16 protein-coding genes are annotated in these 17,549 nt (G+C 68.8%); 9 read left to right on the top strand and 7 right to left on the bottom strand.

Annotated features, from left to right (window positions below; all coding sequences use genetic code 11):
• Positions 1 to 276 precede the first annotated feature (276 nt).
• Both IC605_RS12285 and IC605_RS12280 read left to right on the top strand, forming a co-directional pair.
• The gene (locus IC605_RS12285) at positions 277 to 1,197 is read left to right on the top strand and encodes a glycoside hydrolase family 43 protein (protein ID WP_216324184.1); all 921 of its coding nucleotides are present in this window, start codon (positions 277 to 279) and stop codon (positions 1,195 to 1,197) included.
• Positions 1,198 to 1,228: 31 nt separating this feature from the next.
• Positions 1,229 to 3,040, top strand: a complete 1,812-nt coding sequence (locus tag IC605_RS12280; protein ID WP_216324182.1) for a glycoside hydrolase family 43 protein — start codon at positions 1,229 to 1,231, stop codon at positions 3,038 to 3,040.
• 68 nt (positions 3,041 to 3,108) lie between these two features.
• Here IC605_RS12280 and IC605_RS12275 read toward each other — a convergent pair whose 3' ends face one another.
• Entirely contained in the window at positions 3,109 to 3,465 is a 357-nt protein-coding gene (locus IC605_RS12275; protein ID WP_216324179.1) for a hypothetical protein, read from the bottom strand.
• A 292-nt stretch (positions 3,466 to 3,757) separates the two neighbouring features.
• On the opposite strand from IC605_RS12275, the gene IC605_RS12270 reads away from it, so the two are divergent.
• Entirely contained in the window at positions 3,758 to 4,300 is a 543-nt protein-coding gene (locus tag IC605_RS12270; protein WP_216324175.1) for a DUF4142 domain-containing protein, read from the top strand.
• Between the two features lie 68 nt (positions 4,301 to 4,368).
• Here IC605_RS12270 and IC605_RS12265 read toward each other — a convergent pair whose 3' ends face one another.
• From IC605_RS12265 to IC605_RS12250, 4 genes are all read right to left on the bottom strand, one after another.
• Positions 4,369 to 5,220: a carbohydrate ABC transporter permease gene (locus IC605_RS12265; RefSeq protein ID WP_216324159.1), complete on the bottom strand. Its 852-nt coding sequence runs from the start codon at positions 5,218 to 5,220 to the stop codon at positions 4,369 to 4,371.
• Positions 5,217 to 6,140: a carbohydrate ABC transporter permease gene (locus IC605_RS12260; RefSeq protein ID WP_216324156.1), complete on the bottom strand. Its 924-nt coding sequence runs from the start codon at positions 6,138 to 6,140 to the stop codon at positions 5,217 to 5,219. The genes IC605_RS12265 and IC605_RS12260 overlap by 4 nt, the downstream gene beginning before the upstream one ends.
• Positions 6,141 to 6,291: 151 nt before the next feature.
• Positions 6,292 to 7,740, bottom strand: coding sequence for an ABC transporter substrate-binding protein (locus tag IC605_RS12255; RefSeq protein ID WP_216324153.1), 1,449 nt, complete (start codon positions 7,738 to 7,740; stop codon positions 6,292 to 6,294).
• A 107-nt stretch (positions 7,741 to 7,847) separates the two neighbouring features.
• Positions 7,848 to 9,011 carry a Gfo/Idh/MocA family protein gene (locus tag IC605_RS12250; RefSeq protein WP_216324149.1) on the bottom strand — a complete coding sequence of 388 codons (1,164 nt, stop codon included), beginning with the start codon at positions 9,009 to 9,011 and terminating at the stop codon, positions 7,848 to 7,850.
• A 272-nt stretch (positions 9,012 to 9,283) separates the two neighbouring features.
• On the opposite strand from IC605_RS12250, the gene IC605_RS12245 reads away from it, so the two are divergent.
• The 3 genes from IC605_RS12245 to IC605_RS12235 all read left to right on the top strand — a co-directional run bounded on the left by IC605_RS12245 (position 9,284) and on the right by IC605_RS12235 (position 12,811).
• The gene (locus IC605_RS12245; RefSeq protein ID WP_343216601.1) at positions 9,284 to 10,801 is read left to right on the top strand and encodes a sugar ABC transporter ATP-binding protein; all 1,518 of its coding nucleotides are present in this window, start codon (positions 9,284 to 9,286) and stop codon (positions 10,799 to 10,801) included.
• Positions 10,788 to 11,789 carry an ABC transporter permease gene (locus tag IC605_RS12240; protein ID WP_216324144.1) on the top strand — a complete coding sequence of 334 codons (1,002 nt, stop codon included), beginning with the start codon at positions 10,788 to 10,790 and terminating at the stop codon, positions 11,787 to 11,789. Before IC605_RS12245 ends, IC605_RS12240 begins: the two co-directional genes overlap by 14 nt.
• A 68-nt stretch (positions 11,790 to 11,857) precedes the next feature.
• Positions 11,858 to 12,811, top strand: a complete 954-nt coding sequence (locus tag IC605_RS12235; RefSeq protein WP_216324140.1) for a substrate-binding domain-containing protein — start codon at positions 11,858 to 11,860, stop codon at positions 12,809 to 12,811.
• A gap of 10 nt (positions 12,812 to 12,821) precedes the next feature.
• On the opposite strand, the gene IC605_RS12230 is transcribed toward IC605_RS12235, so the two are convergent.
• Entirely contained in the window at positions 12,822 to 13,655 is an 834-nt protein-coding gene (locus IC605_RS12230; protein ID WP_216324137.1) for a ribonuclease H family protein, read from the bottom strand.
• 318 nt (positions 13,656 to 13,973) lie between these two features.
• On the opposite strand from IC605_RS12230, the gene IC605_RS12225 reads away from it, so the two are divergent.
• Both IC605_RS12225 and IC605_RS12220 read left to right on the top strand, forming a co-directional pair.
• Positions 13,974 to 14,750 (top strand): alpha/beta hydrolase family protein, encoded by a 777-nt coding sequence (locus tag IC605_RS12225; protein WP_216324135.1) that lies wholly within the window; start codon positions 13,974 to 13,976, stop codon positions 14,748 to 14,750.
• 224 nt (positions 14,751 to 14,974) lie between these two features.
• Positions 14,975 to 15,478, top strand: a complete 504-nt coding sequence (locus IC605_RS12220) for a sulfocyanin-like copper-binding protein (RefSeq protein ID WP_216324133.1) — start codon at positions 14,975 to 14,977, stop codon at positions 15,476 to 15,478.
• A gap of 76 nt (positions 15,479 to 15,554) precedes the next feature.
• Here the strand turns inward: IC605_RS12220 and IC605_RS12215 are convergent, their stop codons facing one another.
• Positions 15,555 to 16,418: an SDR family oxidoreductase gene (locus IC605_RS12215; protein ID WP_216324131.1), complete on the bottom strand. Its 864-nt coding sequence runs from the start codon at positions 16,416 to 16,418 to the stop codon at positions 15,555 to 15,557.
• A 308-nt stretch (positions 16,419 to 16,726) separates the two neighbouring features.
• Here IC605_RS12215 and IC605_RS12210 point away from each other — a divergent pair.
• On the top strand, positions 16,727 to 17,549 hold an 823-nt coding region (locus tag IC605_RS12210), incomplete at its 3' end, for an SDR family oxidoreductase (protein WP_216324128.1).

The following is a 17,549-nucleotide window of genomic DNA, read 5'->3' as shown; positions in this document are numbered from 1 at the left end:
GGAGCGGGTTGTCATCCTGTTCGGTTGGGATGCATTGGGCGTGCTCCCTCCCCGGCCCCCTGCGAGAAGCTCTCCGAGTCCCCCACGGGGAGGGAGAAAAAGCGCCCAGGCTCCAGCGTTCTTGCTCCTCTGCTGCGCAGCTCTACGAGTCCCCCCTCGTGGGGGAGACTGGGAGGGGGGCACCGCAGGCGCCCTCCAACCGCCCTCCGTCTCCAATCCAACCCCGGCCTTCTTCCGTGTGCACCATCCCCGTCTCCCCCCGCGAAAGGCCCCTCCATGCGTGAGCCCCTCCCACAAGAACCCCTCTACCCCGGCAACTTCGCCGACCCCTTCGTGCTGTTCGTGGACGGCACGTACTACGCCTACGGCACCGGCCTCAACGGGCGGGAGGGGCAACGGGCCTTCGAGGTGCTGTCCTCGACCGATCTCGTCCACTGGACCTCGCACGGGGGGGCGCTGGAGCCGCTGACCCCGGAGGAGCAGGACTACTGGGCGCCGGAAGTCGCGCGGCAAGGCGATACCTTTTACCTGTACTACTCGGTGGGGCAGGGGGACAAGGGACACCACCTGCGGGTGGCGACCTCGCAAGATCCACTCGGGCCCTTCACCGACCTCGGCGTGAACATGACGCCGGACGAACCCTTCGCCATCGACCCGCACCCCTTTCGGGCGCCCGACGGCTCGTGGTGGCTGTTCTACGCGCGTGACGACCTGACGACCGACCGCCCCGGCACCGTGCTCGCCGCCGCCGAGCTGCAAGACATGACGCGGCTGGAGGGGGCGCGGACGATCCTGCGCGCGACCGGGGACTGGCAGATCTACCAGCGGGCGCGCACGATGTACGGCGCCGTGTACGACTGGCACACGCTCGAGGGCCCCTTCGTGCTCTACCGGGGCGGCGGCTATCACCTGCTGTATTCGGGCGGCGCGTGGACGAACGAGAGCTACGGGGTGGGGCACGCGGTCGCGGAGCACCCGCTCGGCCCGTGGACGGAGCCCAGTCCCGGCGCGAACGTGCTGCGGACCGCCGGACACCTGCGCGGCCCCGGCCACGCGAGCGTCACCCAGGGCGGGGGCGAGGACATCCTGATCTTCCACGCCTGGAACGAGGAACGCACGAAGCGGCAACTTCACGCCGCGCCGCTGCGGTGGCAAGGCGGAGTGCCGTCCGCGCTGCCCGAGCCGGTCCACCCCTGAGCTGAGCCTTCCCATTCCCCCGGAGGTCCGAATGACGCGTCCCGCCCGATTGCGCTCCGCCCTGCTCGCCCCCTCCGTCCTCGGCGCCCTGCTCCTCTCGGGCTGTGACCGCTTCCAGCCTCCTCAGACCGGGCGCACCTACTCCAACCCGCCCGCCATCACCAAGGCCGACGGCACCCGCGTCGAGTCCTGCGCCGACCCCGACATCCTGCGCGGGGCGGATTCGAACTGGTACCTCTACTGCACCACCGACCCGCACAACGCGCAGGACCGCGACGCGCAGGGCAACCTCGTCTTCCACCTCATCAGCATGGCGAAGTCCACCGACCTCGTGAACTGGACGTACGTGGGCGACGCCTTCACGACGAAGCCGAGCTGGGTGAAGGACGACGCGGGCCTGTGGGCCCCCGAGGTGGTGCGGCAGGGGGACAGGTACCTGCTCTACTACACGGCCTCCGACACCAAGGCGGGCGGCAGCGCCATCGGGGTGGCGACCGGGCCCACGCCGACCGGCCCCTGGACAGACAGCGGCGCGCCCGTCGTGGAGCCGCAGCCCGCCCCCCAACCCGGCGCGGACCCCAACGGGCGGCGCTGGGTGTTCGACCCCGAAGTCCTGACCGACGCCTCCGGCACCCGCTGGATGTATTACGGGAGCTACTTCGGCGGCATCTCGGTGCGGCAGCTCAGCGAGGACGGGCTCCGGACCGACCCGGCCACCCAACGCGAGGTCGCCCTCGACAACCGTTACGAAGGCGCCCAGGTCGTGCGGCACGAGGGCTACTACTACCTGATGGCCTCCGCCACGAACTGCTGCGGCGGGCCGCTGACGGGCTACAGCGTCTTCGTGGGCCGCTCGGCCAGCCCGACGGGGCCCTTCGTGGACCGGGACGGCGTGTCGCTGCTGGACCCCCGGGTGGGCGGCACCCCCGTGATCAGCATGAACGGCAACCGCTGGGTCGGCCCCGGCCACAACGTCGTCTTCCAGGACGCCGCCGGGCGCGACTGGACGGCCTACCACGCCATCGACCGCTCCGACCCCTACCTCGACGTGACCCGGAACATCAACAAGCGCCCGATGCTCCTCGACCCCGTGGACTGGGTGGACGGCTGGCCCACCGTGCGGGGCGGCGCCTGGGCATCCGACAAGCCGATGCCTGCCCCCGCCGCCCAGCCCGGCGAGAAGACCGCTCCCGCCTCGCCCGTGCTCGCGGACGACGCCGTGGGCGAGAAGCTCGATGCCTACAGCGACGAGTTCACCGGGGCGACCCTCGCCCCACGCTGGACGTGGGTGCGCCCGCCCGCTGCGGGCGTCGCCGGACTGGAGGACGGCACCTTCCGCTTCGACACCCAGTCCGCCGACCTGTATGTGGACAGCAACACCGCCTCCGTGCTGACCCAGGACGCCCCGGCGGGGAACTACGCCGTCGAGGTCAAGCTCAGCATCAACCTGCCCGACGAGGGGTGCTGTTTCAACTACTCGCAGGGTGGCCTCATCCTGTACGGGGACGACAACCGCTTCCTCAAGGTCGCCGTCTTCTCCAATTTCAACACCCGCCAGATCGAGTTCGCCAAGGAGGTCGACGTCGTTCCGACCGGCTATCCCCGCTACGGTAACACCGTCCTCGCCTCGCCGGGCCGCGACACCTGGCTGCGAGTCGTGCGCCGGGCCAGCGGCAACGAGGAGACCTACACGGGTTATTCCAGCCGCGACGGCGTGAACTGGACGCGCGGCGGCACCTGGACCCACACCCTCGGACAGGCCAAGATTGGCCTCGTCTCGATGGGCGGGGCGGGCTTCACCACCCGCTTCGACTACGTGCGGGTGTATCGCCTCAAGGACTGACGGGGAGGAGTCGATACGAGCAGGAGGCTGCGGCGAAGGCGGCCTCCTGCTTCTTCATTCTCTTCCCGTCAGGCGTCCGGGTCCGCCTCCCAGTCGGTCAGGCTGTAGGCGCCGAGCACGACACCCGCCAGCCCCAGGAAGTACGCGCGTTCCTTGGAACCCTTGAACGATTCCACCACAAAGGGCAGGGCGGCCAGCGCGGGTGCGCTCAGCAGCTCGATCTTGCCGTGGAGCGGGAAGGGAATCATCCGGCTCAGGGCGGGGGGATAGTCGGTCAGCGCGCTGATCACGAAGTACGTGCCCGCGAAGGCGTACGACGCAGTGCGGGCGGCGCCGTTGAGCCCCAGCAGCGAGGGCGCGGCGACCATCGTGCCGCAGGCCACGTAATCGATGATGCCGTGCAGACGCGGAGAAATGGGTTTCATGCGCCTAGCATGGGCAAGCGTGCCCGACCTCGTGTGGCCTTTCGCCCAAGACATCTTCAGACGGCAGTAGCAAAACTACGACTTCTTACAAAGTTTCGGTGATCAACCGGGGAAAGCTCTTCCGTAAGGGTGGTGTCATAACAAAGGTCTGGTTACCACCGTAGCTTTTCCTACGTCCACTGATGAATTCAAGATTCTCTTTGGAGGGGCTCACGGCTGTATGAAGGGGGACGAGTTTACAGGGACTTACCTTCTGCCAAACTGGAGGAAGTTCAACAACGGAGGGACCACCATGCAAAAACGTTTTCTGACGGCCGCCACCGCCCTGAGTCTCGTGATTCCCGCCGCTCTCGCCGGGGGCGCCGAAGGTCAGCAACCCGTCGGGCCGGTGACCACCGCGCAGGTCTCGAACGACACCGACGTGCTCTTCATGGAAGTGGCGAGCATGAGCAACCTCACCGAGATCACGACCTCGCAGCTCGCCCTGCAAAAGAGCACGAACCAGAACGTGCGCGCCTACGCCCAGCAGATGATCACCGAGCACACCCGCGCACAGGCTGAGCTGCGGGCCCTCGCCAACGCCAAGGGCGTGCGGATCGCCGACAAGCCGGGCGCCGACCAGCGCCTCCAGTACAACCGCCTGACCACGCTCTCGGGCGCGGCCTTCGACGCGGCGTACAAGAACGTGCAGGTGGGCGGCCACCAGATGACCCTCGACCTGATCGAGACCTACCGCAGCGTCGGCAAGGATCAGCAGGCTCTGGCCTACGCGGCGAAGATCCAGCCCGCCGTGGCCCGCCACCTCGAAGAGGCCAAGGCGCTGCCCGGAAGCTGAGTCCAGGCAAAACAGGAAGCGGGAAGGGCCCGGTGGAATGCCGGGCCCTTTTCCTGTGGTGCTCGGTGTTACCCCTTCACCCCGCCGCTCGTCACCCCCTGGATGTAGTAGCGCATCAGGAAGGCGAAGAGCACGAGCAGCGGCACCGCCGAGAGCACGTACGAGGCCATCAGCGCCCCGTAGTTCGGGGTGACGGCGGTGGCGGCCCCTCCCCCCTGGAAGCTCACCAGGGCGACGGGCAGGGTGCGGTGCGCCTCGTCGAGGACGAGCGATGGGAGCAGGTACTCGTTCCACACCGGGATCAGCCGGATGATCGCCACGCTGATGAGGATGGGCAGGCTGATCGGCAGCACGATGCGGCGCAGCAGTTGCAGGTGCCCGGCCCCGTCGAGCCGCGCGGCCTCCAGCATGTCCTTCGGGATCGCCTCGAAGGCCGCCCGCAGCACCAGGATGGCAAACGGTTGCCCGGCGGCGATGGTGGGCAGGATGATCGCCAGGTAGTTGCTCGGCAGCGTCAGGTTGCGAATCTGCACGTACAGCGGAATCAGCGTCAGGAACTCCGGCACGAGCAGGAGGGCGAAGGTGACGCCGAACAGCAGGTGCCGCCCCGGGAAGTCCATCAGCGCGAAGGCGTAGGCGCTCAGGGAAGCGAGCACCAGCGTCGCCAGCACGCTCGTCACCGTGACGATCACCGAGTTCAGCAGCGGACCCTGAATCTGCGTCCAGGCCACCCCGTAATTCTCCGGGTGGAGCGTGGAGGGGACGTTGAGCAGGTTCTCCGCGTACTGCACCCGGTCCTTGAAGGAGTTGACGAGGCTGAAGTACAGCGGGAAGAGGGCGAGCAGCCCGAAGAGGATGAGCACCGCCTGGCGGACGATCTCGCCCGGCGTGAGGCCCACGCGGCGCGGCCCGGCCGTCATCTCGACCCCCGGCTGATCCAGCGTGAGAGGCCCGTCAGCGCGACGACGAGGATCATCAGCAGCACGGCAATCGCCATCGCGTAGCCGTACTCGCCGTCCCGCGTGGCCGTGAAGTACATCAGCAGGGCGGGCACGGTCGTCGCAAAGCCCGGCCCGCCCGAGGTCAGCACCAGCGGGCTGATGAAGTACTGGACGTTCCCGATGATGGCGAGCACGGCGATCAGCCCCAGTTGCGGGCGCAGCAGCGGCAGGTCGACCCTCAAGACGCGCCGCCACCCCGTCGCACCGTCGATCTTCGCGGCGTCGAACACGTCCTGCGGGATGCCCTGGAGCCCCGCGTACAGCAGCAGAAAGTTGAAGGCGTCGACGTACGGAAAGCCCAGGAAGATCAGGCTGTAGAGCGCCGTGCCGGGGTCGCTGAGCCAGTCGTGCCGCAGCCCGCCCAGCCCGACCGAGCCCAGCAGGGTGTTGAGCAACCCGTCGCTGCGGTAGAAGCTGCCCCACACGAGCAGCAGCACCAGCGACGGGATCACGATGGGGATGACGAAGAGGGTCCGGTAGGCGTACTGCCGACGCCGCCCGCGCAGGTGGAAGATCAGCTCCGAGATCAGGAGCGGCGGCAAGAGGGCGAGGATCAGCCCCAGCACCACCCAGATCGCCATGTTCAGGGTGGCCTGCCCCATCACGGGGTCGCTGACCGCCCGCTGGAAGTTTTCTACTCCGGTGAAGTTCGGGACGTTCAGGCCGTCCCAGTCGGTGAAGGCCCGCGTGACCGCGATGTAGGCGGGGTAGTACGAGAAGTACCCGACCAGCAGCAGGGTCGGCAGCAGGAAGAGGTAGGCGGGCCAGCCCCGGCGCAACCGGGCGAGGGTGTCCCGCCGGGGGGAGGAGCCGGGGCGAAAACCGGGCACGGCGGTCATGGTGTCTCCTTCTCGGGCAAAAGGGGCAGGCCGGGAGAGGCGCGCGTGGGCGTCCCTCCCGGCCTGCCGTCAGGCGGCCCGGCTTATCGGCCAGGTGTGGCTCAGGGTCGTGAGCAGATACGGACGGTCACTCATGCGGGAGCCTGCCTCCTCAGTACTTGGAGAGGTCGACCTTGTTCTTGCGGGCGTAGTCCTGCGCCGCTCGGTCGAGCACCGTCTGCGCCTGCGCCTTGGCCTGGTCGAGCGTGATGTTCCCGCTGAGGTACAGCCCGAAGATGCGCTGCATGTCCACCCAGCCCAGGTTCGCCGAGGCGGTCTGCGCCCCGATGGACCGCTCGGGCAGTTTGATCTGCGACGTGATCGCCCCGGAGTCGAAGTTGCTCAGCGCCAGCTTGACGCTCGTGCCGGGCCAGGTGGGCGCGTAGGTGCCCTGCTCGGTGGTCAGGCGCTGGAGGTTCTTCGGCGTTCCGAAAAAGCGCATCCAGTCGAGCACCGCCTCGGGCTTGCCCTTCTCACGCATGGTCTTGTTGGCGAGCGGCGTGCTCATCGCGAACTGGAAGCCGCCCGTGCCCGAGTAGGCGTTCGCCGTGTTCACGCCGGTCGTGTACTTGCTCTCGTTTTTGGAGAGCTTCGGGAAGTTGAAGGCCCCCACCGGGAACTTCACGCCCGCGTCGAGCATCTCGCGCACCTTGTAACTGCCCTCGTAGAGCATCGCCTCTTTCTGGCCCACGAAGTCCTGGAAGGCGTCGTAGTTCTTGGCCGGGTCGGCGGTGAGGTAGTCCTTCGGCCAGGTGTCGGTGAACTGCTTCATCACCGGCCACCACGACATGAAGCGGTCGTCCTTGGGCGTCAGGATGCCCTTATGAATCGCCACCGCCTCGTCGAGCGGCGACTGGCCGGGCAGGCCGTCGTAGCCCGTGAGTTTGGCGTAGTCCTTGCTGTAGAAGTCGGTCAGGAAGTGGCGGCTCCACCACGGGTAGGCGGGCACGGCGTGCATGGGAAAGATCCCGGCGGCCTGGAGCTTCTTCGACGCGGCGATGAGTTCGGGCCAGGTCGCGGGCGCCTTGGTGATCCCGACCTTCTTGAGGAGGTCTTTGTTGTAAAAGATCGTGTACGCCACCTTGTCGCCGCTCAGGGTGTACACGGCGCCGCTGGGGTTGCGGCCCTCGGCGAGCTGGGCCTTGTCCATCACATCCTGCCACGCCTTGTTGCCGGGGATATAGGCGTTGGGCTGCTTGAAAGCGGGCGCGAGGTCCACCGCCACCCCCTTGGGCAGGGTGGAATTCAGGCTGTAGGCCTGGGCCCAGTACACGTCGAAGAGTTCGCCCGCCGCCGCCTTCACCCGGATCATGGTGTTCGTGTCGGGGATGGGCTGGTTGTGGAACCGGATCTTGATGCCGGGATAGAGTTTCTCGTACTCGTCGGCGATCTGCTGGAAGACCTTGAGCTGGCTTTCTTTCTTCACGCCCGGGAAGTTGGGCGCGTAATCCGCGGCGCTCATGTAGATCGTGCCCCGCCAGGAGCCGGGCGCGGCCTCCGCCGTCGAGGCCAGGGCGGGCGCGGCCAGAATCAGGGCGGTCAGGGTCAGTCTGCGGTTCATAACTCCTCCGGATACGCTCATTTATCCCTGAGCATAACAACGGCAGTGGCGGTCAGATTGGCCGATTTGTTATAGATTTCAAACTTTTTTCGGTCTGCCGCCTGGATTCAACGGCTCGCCCGCGCTGCCCGCCACGCCGTGTCCGTCCACTTCGCCTCACCGTGAGCACTCTCCACCGTCTTCTCGATGAAGTGGACTCCGCGTGCCCCGTCCTCCACCGTGGGGTAGTCGGGCACGTGCTCCCGGCCCTCCATCCTGGCGCGGATATGGGCGGCGGCGCCGAGGTAGATGTTGGCGAAGGCTTCCAGGAACGCCTCGGGGTGCCCGGGGGGGAGGCGGGTCGCCCGTTTGGCCGCGTCGCTGATATACGGGCTCCCGCGCGTGAGAACCTGCCTCGGACCGTCGAGGGTGTCGTAGAGCAGGTGGTTGGGCTCCTCCTGTCGCCAGTGCAGGCTGCCCTTCGTGCCGAAGACGCTCAGCCGCAGGTCGTTCTCGCGGCCGATCTCGACCTGGGAGACGGTCAGGAGGCCCTTCGCCCCGCCCCGGAAACGCAGCAGCACGTTCGCGTCGTCGTCCAGCCGTCGCCCCGGCACGAAGGCGGTGAGGTCGGCGCAGATCGCCTCCAGCTCCAGCCCCGTCACGGTGGAGACGAGGTTTTCCGCATGCGAGCCGATGTCGCCGATGGCGCCGCCCATGCCGCTGCGGGCGGGGTCGGTGCGCCAGCCCGCCTGCTTGTTCGCCTCCTCGTCCTGCTCCTGGGCCAGCCAGCCCTGGTGGTACTCCACGATGACCTTGCGGATCTCGCCCAGTTGCCCCGAGCGCACCATCTGGCGGGCCTGTCGCACCATCGGGTAGCCGGTGTAGTTGTAGGTGACGGCGAAGACGACCCCCGACGCCTCGACCACGCGGATCAGGTCCTGGGCCTGCTCGCTGCTGACGACCATCGGCTTGTCGCTGACGACGTTGATCCCGGCCTGGGCGAACGCCTTCGCCACCGGGTAGTGCATGTGGTTGGGCGTGACGACGGAAACGAAGTCGATCCGGTCCTCGCGCCCCAACTCCCGCTCGAGCATCTCCTCCCACGAACCGTAGTTGCGGTCGTCCGCCAGCCCCAGGGCGAGCCCCGACGCGCGGGCCTTCTCCGGCGTGCTCGACAGCGCCCCCGCCACGAAGTCGATCTGCCCGTCGAGGGCGGCGGCGTGGCGGTGGACGGCCCCGATAAAGGCGTCCTTGCCGCCGCCGACCATGCCCATGCGCAGGCGGCGGGTCATGCGGCCCACCGGGCGTGCGGGGCGTTGTCGTGAGGCTTCACCGTTCGGGATGAGTTGTGGGCCATGTTCACATTGGACCCCTTCGGGGACCCGGTTGCAACGCCTGCCCGGAGCTAGGGCAGCGTTTGACTCGCCCCAGCGCGGCTCCTATGATTCCCTCAACGTTCAAGTTCAGAGCGCCAACTCCCCCGAGGTGTCATGGCTGTCCTGCCCGGTTCCGCCCACCCGTCCGCCGCTCCCAGCCTTCCGGCCCCGCCCTTCCGGACCGCGCCGTGACGAATGCCGATTTCATCGTGTTCGACGGCATCTCCAAACGCTTCGGCCCGGTCGAGGTATTGCGCGACGTTTCCTTCGGCGTGCGGCGGGGCGAGGTTCACGCCCTCCTCGGCGAGAACGGGGCGGGGAAGAGCACCCTCGTCAAGATTCTGGGCGGCTACCACGCGCCCAGCGCAGGAAGCGTGCTGCTGGAGGGCCAGCCCGTTCACTTCACCTCCAGCCGCGACGCCGAGGCACGGGGTATCGTCCTGATCCACCAGGAATTCAACCTCGCCGAGGACCTGACCGTCGCGCAGAACATCTACCTGGGACACGAGCCGGGGAGCGTCCTGATCGACGACCGGGCGATGGAGGCGGGGGCGCGGGCGGCTCTGGAGCGCCTGAACGTCACCCTCGATCCGCGCCGCCGGGTGCGCGACCTCAGCGTGCCCCAGAAGCAGCTCGTGGAGATTGCCAAGGCCCTCGCGCGTGACGCCCGCGTCCTGATCATGGACGAGCCCACCGCCGCCCTCACCCTGCGGGAGACGGACACGCTGCTCACTCTGATCCGCCGCCTGCGCGACTCCGGCGTCACCATCCTCTACATCAGCCACAAGCTCGACGAGGTGGAGCGGGTAGCCGACCGGGTGACCGTCCTGCGCGACGGGGCGTACGTGACCAGCAACGAGACGCGCGAGCTGACCCAGGCGCAGATGGCGAACCTGATGGTCGGGCGCGAGTTGGAGGACATGTTCCCCGAGCGGCAGCCGCCGGGCTCCGAGGAATTGCTCCACGTGGAGGGCCTGACCGTGCCCGGCTGGTCGCGGGACGTGGGGTTTACCCTGCGGAGGGGAGAGGTCCTGGGCCTCGCGGGGCTGGTGGGCTCGGGCCGCACGGAGAGCTTCGAGGGGCTGTTCGGTCTGCGGCCTAGAAATGTCTCTCAAGTGCGCCTGCGTGGTCGTCCCATTCGCCTGAGAAATGCTCGGGACGCCGCCCGGGCTGGCCTCGTCTACCTCAGCGAGGACCGCAAGGGGAAGGGCCTGCTGGTGGACTTCGCCCTCACGCCCAACCTGACGTTGATGACGCTGGAGCACTACGCCCGTCCCCTCCTCGACGTGGGGGCCGAGCGGCGGCGGATGGGGGAGGCGGTCCGCGAGTACCACATCCGGGCCGGACGGCTCGACGTGACCGCCTCCGCGCTCTCGGGCGGCAACCAGCAGAAGCTCGCCCTGGCGAAGATTCTGGAGGCCAGCCCCGACGCGATCGTCCTCGACGAGCCGACGCGCGGGGTGGACGTGGGCGCCAAGCGCGAGATCTACCACCTCGTCCACACGCTCGCGGCGGCGGGCAAGGGCGTGGTCGTGATCAGCAGCGAGCTGCCCGAACTCCTCGGCCTGTGTCACCGCCTGCTGGTGATGCACGCGGGAAGGCTCGTCGGCGAGCTGACGGGAGAGGACATGACCGAACACGAAGTCATCCAGTACGCGACAGGCCTCAAGACGGGCCCGGTCAGGAGCGCCCATGTCCACGCCTAGCCCGGCCCTGCGCCCCACCGAGGGGCCGTCCTTCCTCGGTCGCCTGGGACGGCTGGGGCCGCTCCTGGGCCTCCTCGCCCTGATGCTCGTCGCCACGCTCCTCAACCCGGACTTCCTGGGCGTCAGCAACCTCACCAACATCCTGACGCGCGCGGCCTTCACGGGCATCATCGCGGTGGGGATGACCTTCGTGATCATCTCGGGCGGGATCGACCTCTCCGTCGGCTCGCTCGCCGCGCTGATTGCGGGTTCGATGATCCTCGTGATGAACGACCTCGTGCCCTCGCTCGGCGCCGGGTGGGCGACCATCGGGGTCGGGATGCTCACCGCCCTTGCGCTGGGAGCGCTCGCCGGGCTCTTCCACGGGGTCACGATCACCAAAGGAAGGATCGAACCCTTCATCGTCACGCTGGGGACGCTGGGCATCTACCGCGCCGTCCTGACCTACCTCTCGCAGGGGGGCGCCATCTCGCTCGACCTCGGCGTGAGCGAGCGGTACAGCCCGGTCTTCTACGGCTCGCTGCTGGGCATCCCCATCCCCATTCTCGTCTTCGCGCTCGTCGCGCTGCTGGGCGGGCTGATCCTCAACCGTACCCGTTACGGGCGCTACGTGCAGGCCATCGGCAGCAACGAGCAGGTGGCCCGCTACGCCGCGATCAACGTGACCGGGGTGAAGGTCGCCACCTACATGCTCCTGGGCGTCTGTGTCGCCATCGCCACGATCCTTTACGTGCCGCGCCTGGGCAGCGCCTCGCCGTCCACCGGGCTCCTGTGGGAGCTGGAGGCCATCGCCGCCGTGATCATCGGGGGAACGGCCCTCAAGGGCGGGCACGGGCGTATCTGGGGAACGGTGGTGGGCGCGATCCTCCTCGTGACCATCGAGAACACCCTCAACCTCACCAACATCATCAGCGTGTACCTCAACGCGGCGGTGCAGGGCGTCGTGATCATCCTCGTCGCGTTCTTCCAGCGCGGGGAGCGGAGATGACGCGCCCCCCCGTCCGATTCCCGCTCGTTCCTCGGCCCTCCGCCTCTCGCCCCGACAGGAGTTCACGCATGACCCACCTCACCCGCCTGGCCCTCCTCTCCGCCGCCCTCGTCGCCTCCTCGGCCCTCGCGCAGACGAAGCAGGTGATCGGCGTGTCCATCCCCGCCGCCGACCACGGCTGGACGGCGGGCGTCGTGTACCACGCCAACCAGGCGAAGGCGCAACTGGAAAAGCAGTATCCGGGTGCCCAGATCATCGTGAAGACGGCCAAGGACGCCAACGAACAGGCGAATCAGATTCAGGACCTCTACACGGTCAACAAGATCAACGCGCTCGTGATCCTGCCGCAGGAGAGTGCGCCGCTGACCCGCCCGGTCGCCAACCTGAAAAACCGGGGCGTGTTCGTGACGGTGGTGGACCGCGGCCTGACCGATCCCAAGGCGCAGGACGCCTATGTAGCGGGAGACAACACGGGCTTCGGGCGGGTGGCAGGCGAGTACGTCGCGCGGCAGCTCGGGCCGAACGGGGGCAACGTGGTCGTCCTGCGCGGCATTCCTACCGTGATCGACAACCAGCGCAACGACGCCTTCCGCGCCGCCGTGGCGAAGAACCCCAAGGTCAAGATTCTCGACGCCCGCTACGGCAACTGGAACCGCGACGACGCCTTCAAGGTCATGCAGGACTACCTCACCCGCTTCCCCAGGATTGACGCGGTGTGGGCCTCCGACGACGACATGGCGGTCGGCGTGCTGCGCGCCATCGGGCAGGCGAAGCGCACCGACATCCGCCTCGTCCTCGGCGGCGCGGGCATGAAGGAGATGGTCAAGCGGGTGATGGACGGGGGAGACAAGCTCATCACCGCCAACGTCACCTACCCGCCCAGCATGATCGCCGACGCGATGCGCCTGACCGTCGAGAGCCGCATGAAGGGCACGCCCATGAAGGCGAGCACGATCATCCCCTCGGTGCTCGTGACGAAGGAGAACGCGGCCCGGTTCTACTTCCCCAACTCGCCCTTCTGAATTCTCAGCCTCAGCCGTCCTCTGCGGGAGGGGTGGGTTCTTCCGGTTCCGGCACGACCCGCACCGCCCCGTGCCCTGCCATGGCCGCCGCCACCGCCTCCCGCCACCGCTCCGGCACCTGAAGGTGGATCAGGGTGCCGCGCGTGAGGGCAAGGAGCATCCCCTCCAGCGCGTCCCCGAGCGCCGCCGTCTCGGTCGGCCCGGTGCCCTGAACGTCTGGAAGGTCCAGTGTCAGGGTGACGAGCGTGCGTCCGCTCCCCGCCGCGCGACCGGACGTGACGCCCCGGACCCACAGCCGCAGCGGCCCCGTCAGGCCGGGCAGACGCCGCACAGGTCCCCTCGTCTCCACCGCGTCCGTCCGGCCCGCGCGGGCCTGCAACTGCGCGTCCTGCACAGCGTTCGGGAGGGAAGCGGACCCCAGTGAGGCGCCCTCCCTGGCCTCCCTTTCCGCCGCTCGGGCGGCGTCGTGCATGTCGCGGTGGTGGGCCGCCGTGTGCCGCAGGATGGGGTGAACGTCCACGCCCCGCAGGTGGGCGCGGGCCGCCTCCCCGGGGCCGCTCTCCAGCACGGTCAGGAGGAGCGCCGGGTCGAGGTCGCTGTGCAGCAGAACCGATGCGCCCGCCGGAACGAGCCGCAGCCCCTCCAGAATCGCCGTCGTCTCCGCTCCCAGGGAATCGCCGCCGGGACCCGCCCCGCTGACCTGGCGCACCTGCCGCGTCTGCGGCTGCACCGCCCGCGCCGCCCACCCGCTGAAGGTCTGCCGCCGCTCGTGCCTGCTGCTGCCGTCGGTGTAGACGTGCCAGGTTTCCGGGGGGTGTCCTGCCTTGTCGTCGGGTTGGAGCATCTCGTCTCAGGGTGGCATGGACAGGCTGTGATCCATGCCCAATGGACGAAAGCTCGCTCCACTGAGCGCTCAAAACTCCTCCTCTGAGGGGGGAGATTGGGTGGGAGTGAGCGGGCACGGCGTCGAGAGCCACTCGAAAAGCCCTTGGACCTTTTGAGTGGGCGAGCGGGTCACACGCCACCTCACCCCAACCCTCTCCCACGAGGGGAGAGGGAGCAGGGCGCCGCGCCCATGCCCCCATGGGCGAACTGTATCCCCCGCCCGCCTTCGGCAACCCCGTCACGGAAGGCGGTGCCCGCCCGCCCTACCCTCTGCCCCATGCCGCCCACCTCCACCCTCCGCGACGAAACCCGGGTTCCCGGCGGCACGCGCCTGCGCCTCGACTTGCAGGTGGGCGGGGTGTCCGTGCCCGCCGTCTTGCACCTGCCCAGCGTGTCACCGGGGGTGAGGGTGCCCGCCGCTCTCCTGCTCCACGGTTACTCCTCGCGCGGGGACGTGATGGCCGATTCGGTGGGCACGGCGCTGCTGCGGCGCGGGGTGGCCTCGCTCGCCCCCGACCTGCCGCTGCACGGCACGCGCGGCAATCCGCTGGAGTTGCAGTCCCTCCGCAACCCCCTGGAGGTCGCCCGGCTGTGGCGGCTGGCCCTGCGCGAGGGAGAGGCCGGGGTGGAGTATCTGCGCGCGCACCCCGCCGTGCGCCCGGACGGGGTGGCGGTGGTGGGCTACTCGCTGGGCTCCTTCCTGGGCGTGACCCTCGCCGCGCGGTCGGGTGAGGTCCGGGCGCTCGTCCTCGCGGCGGGGGGCGACCTGCCGCTGGGAACGCCGCTCACCGCCGTCGCCCGCGCCATCGTGGACCCCCCGCGCGCCGCGCGCTCGCTCGCGGGTTGCCCCCTCCTGATGGTGAACGGGCGGCACGACCCGGTGATCCGCCCCGAGCAGGCCGAGCGGCTCTTCAACGCGGCGGGTCAGCCCAAGGAGTTGCGCTGGTGGGACGGCGGGCACAGCGTTCCGCAGGCGGTGGTCGAGGACGCGGCCGAGTGGCTGGCCCGGCACCTGCGGGAGGGGGAGCGCGCCCGGCCCGCCCCCCCGCGCTGAGGCTCGGCCCGGGCGTGGGTGACCGCCGGGCCTACCCCCGCCCGCCGGAAAAAAAGACATGCCGCCGTCCGGTTCTCCCATTCCCACCGCAGGACCCGGCGGGTAGGTTGGAGCCACCATTCCCCGACGTGTTGTGCCGAGAACCCGGCCCCCTCCCTCCCGGCGGTGACGTTTCCCGCCTCGCCAGTCGCCCTGCCCGTCCCCCACCCTCCCAGGAGAAGACCATGAAACGACTCGCGCTCGCCGCCTCACTCCTCGCCACCGCCGCTCTCGCGCAGACCTCGGGCACCACGACCGCCCAGCCGACGATGGGACCCGTCGTGACCACGAACGCCGACACGAAGACGGTGCAGGTCAACTTCGTGGCGGGGGAGGGCGGCCACAACAACGGGCTGAATTACAACGGAGACGCCAAGGGCGAGAAGACGCTGACGGTGCCGCTCGGGTGGACGATTGAGGTCCGGCTGAGCAACGCCGGACGGATGCCGCACGACTTCGCGGTGGTCGCGGGCGCGGCGGTGCCCGCCAACACCGGCCAGGCCCGGCTCGCCTTTCCCGACGCCGCGACGAAGGTGGTCCTGCCCACCGGAGCGGCGGAGGGCGCGAAGTTCACCGCCAACCGGCCCGGGACGTATCTGATTCTATGCCGGGTGGGCCGTCACGCGCAAAACGGGATGTACGTGAAGATGACCGTGGCAAACGGCCTCCGGACCGCGAGCTATCAGTAACGGTCGGGGCGCGGGCGACGGGCAGGAGGGCGACAGGCCTCTGCCCGTCGCCCTCCCGTGGGGTCGAGTCCCGTCCTCAGCCGTTGACGACCTCGCCGCCGTTGGGGTGGAGCATCTGGCCGCTGATGTAGCTCGAATCGTCGGACGCCAGGAAGACGAAGCAGGTCGCCACCTCGGCGGGCTGGCCGGGCCGCGCCATCGGCACGTCGGCACCGAAGGTCTCGACCTTCTCGGGCGGGAAGGTGGAGGGGATCAGCGGCGTCCAGATCGGGCCCGGCGCCACGCCGTTCACCCGGATGCCCTTCTCAACGAGCTGCATCGAGAGGGAGCGCGTGAAGGCCACGATGGCGCCCTTCGTCGAGGCGTAGTCGATGAGCTGCGGGCTGCCCTTGTAGTCGGTGACCGAGGAGGTGTTGATGATCGTCGAGCCTTCCTTCAGGTGCTCCAGCGCCGCCTGCGCCATGTAGAAGTACCCGAAGATGTTCGTGCGGAAGGTCTTCTCCAGTTGCTCGGGGCTGATGTCGGTCAGGCTCTCCTGCGGGTGCTGCTCGGCGGCGTTGTTCACCAGGATGTCGAGCCGTCCGAAGGCGTCCACCGCCTGCCCCACGGCCTGCTGGCAGAACTGCGGGTCGCCCACGTCGCCCGCGATGGTCAGGCACTTCTGCCCAGCCTCCTCGACGAGCCGCTTCGTCTTCTGCGCGTCCTCCGACTCGTCGAGATAGACGATAGCGACGTCGGCGCCCTCCCTTGCGAAGTGGACGGCGACCGCCCGGCCGATGCCGCTGTCCCCGCCCGTGATGATGGCGGCCTTGCCCTGGAGCTTCCCGGCGGCCTTGTAGTCGGGCTTGATGTACACGGGTTGCGGGTCCATCTCGCTCTCGTGGCCGGGACGGTCGCTCTGCTGCTGGGCGGGTAGCGTCTTCTGCTTCTCTTCGCTCATGGACGCATTTGGCTGGGTTTGCTCCCTGGCAAACCCCCCTCACCTCACCCTCTGGAGGTTCGCTCAACGGCCGCTGAAGCCGCTTTAGAGAGCCCTCAGCCCCCGCCCCCATCTCATAAAGGACCGTTCACGCGCCCGGAGAGCCTCCCCAGCGCCTTTACCCTCGGATCATGATGGCGGTCTTTAGGCGGGCCGCCCGTGCCCTCATGGCGGGTCTGCTTTGCTGCGGTGACGGACCCGTCAGGCCCCCGCCCTTCCTCAGGGAGGAGTGAGCCTGCACCCTCTCGCCCCACCCCAAGGAGTTGCCCATGAAAATCAACCTCAAGCCCCTTAACGAGCAGGTCATCGTGATCACGGGCGCGTCGAGCGGCATCGGGCTCTCGACGGCGCGGATGGCGGCGAAGGAAGGCGCCCGCCTCGTCCTCGCGGCCCGCAGCGAGGAGGCGTTGCGACAGCTCGTCTGGCAGATCACCGACGACGGCGGGCAGGCCATCCACGTGGTGGCGGACGTGAGCCGCGAGGAGGACGTGGCGCGCATCGCCGAGGTCGCGCGCGAACGTTTCGGCGGCTTCGACACCTGGGTGAACAACGCGGGCGTCGGCATGTACGGGAGGCTCGAACAGCTCAGCGTGGAGGACATGCGCCGCCTCTTCGACGTGAACTTCTGGGGCCTGGTGTACGGCTCGCGCGAGGCGCTGAAAACCCTCAAGACGCGCGGCGGGGCGCTCATCAACGTGGGCAGCGTCGTCTCCGACCGTTCCCTCCCGCTCCAGGGCCTCTACGCCTCCTCCAAGCACGCCGTCAAGGGCTTCACCGACGCCCTGCGCATGGAGCTGGAGGACGAGGAGGCGCCCGTCTCCGTCACCCTGATCAAGCCGGGCCCCATCGACACGCCCTTTCCCCTGCACGCGCGCAACTATCTGGAGGTCGAGCCCAAGCACGTCCCGCCGGTCTACGCGCCCGAGACGGTGGCCCGCGCGATCCTGCACGCGGCGGTGACGCCCACCCGCGACCTCTTCGTCGGCGGGGGGGGCCGGGGCATCGCCGCCCTCGGTGAGATCGCCCCCCGCGCCACCGACAAGGCGATGGAGGCCGCCGTCATCCCCGGCACCCAGAGCGACCGCCCGCCCC

This window comes from Deinococcus aestuarii, assembly GCF_018863415.1.
Taxonomy (GTDB): domain Bacteria; phylum Deinococcota; class Deinococci; order Deinococcales; family Deinococcaceae; genus Deinococcus; species Deinococcus aestuarii.
This window is presented reverse-complemented; position numbering and strand designations above follow the sequence as displayed.

Excerpts from the sequence above, each read along its gene's own strand:
- IC605_RS12285 (WP_216324184.1), top strand. The coding sequence starts at position 277 with ATGCGTGAGCCCCTCCCACAAGAACCCCTCTACCCCGGCAACTTCGCC.
- IC605_RS12280 (WP_216324182.1), top strand. The coding sequence starts at position 1,229 with ATGACGCGTCCCGCCCGATTGCGCTCCGCCCTGCTCGCCCCCTCCGTC.
- IC605_RS12275 (WP_216324179.1), bottom strand. The coding sequence starts at position 3,465 with ATGAAACCCATTTCTCCGCGTCTGCACGGCATCATCGATTACGTGGCC.
- IC605_RS12270 (WP_216324175.1), top strand. The coding sequence starts at position 3,758 with ATGCAAAAACGTTTTCTGACGGCCGCCACCGCCCTGAGTCTCGTGATT.
- IC605_RS12265 (WP_216324159.1), bottom strand. The coding sequence starts at position 5,220 with ATGACGGCCGGGCCGCGCCGCGTGGGCCTCACGCCGGGCGAGATCGTC.
- IC605_RS12260 (WP_216324156.1), bottom strand. The coding sequence starts at position 6,140 with ATGACCGCCGTGCCCGGTTTTCGCCCCGGCTCCTCCCCCCGGCGGGAC.
- IC605_RS12255 (WP_216324153.1), bottom strand. The coding sequence starts at position 7,740 with ATGAACCGCAGACTGACCCTGACCGCCCTGATTCTGGCCGCGCCCGCC.
- IC605_RS12250 (WP_216324149.1), bottom strand. The coding sequence starts at position 9,011 with ATGACCCGCCGCCTGCGCATGGGCATGGTCGGCGGCGGCAAGGACGCC.
- IC605_RS12240 (WP_216324144.1), top strand. The coding sequence starts at position 10,788 with ATGTCCACGCCTAGCCCGGCCCTGCGCCCCACCGAGGGGCCGTCCTTC.
- IC605_RS12235 (WP_216324140.1), top strand. The coding sequence starts at position 11,858 with ATGACCCACCTCACCCGCCTGGCCCTCCTCTCCGCCGCCCTCGTCGCC.
- IC605_RS12230 (WP_216324137.1), bottom strand. The coding sequence starts at position 13,655 with ATGCTCCAACCCGACGACAAGGCAGGACACCCCCCGGAAACCTGGCAC.
- IC605_RS12225 (WP_216324135.1), top strand. The coding sequence starts at position 13,974 with ATGCCGCCCACCTCCACCCTCCGCGACGAAACCCGGGTTCCCGGCGGC.
- IC605_RS12220 (WP_216324133.1), top strand. The coding sequence starts at position 14,975 with ATGAAACGACTCGCGCTCGCCGCCTCACTCCTCGCCACCGCCGCTCTC.
- IC605_RS12215 (WP_216324131.1), bottom strand. The coding sequence starts at position 16,418 with ATGAGCGAAGAGAAGCAGAAGACGCTACCCGCCCAGCAGCAGAGCGAC.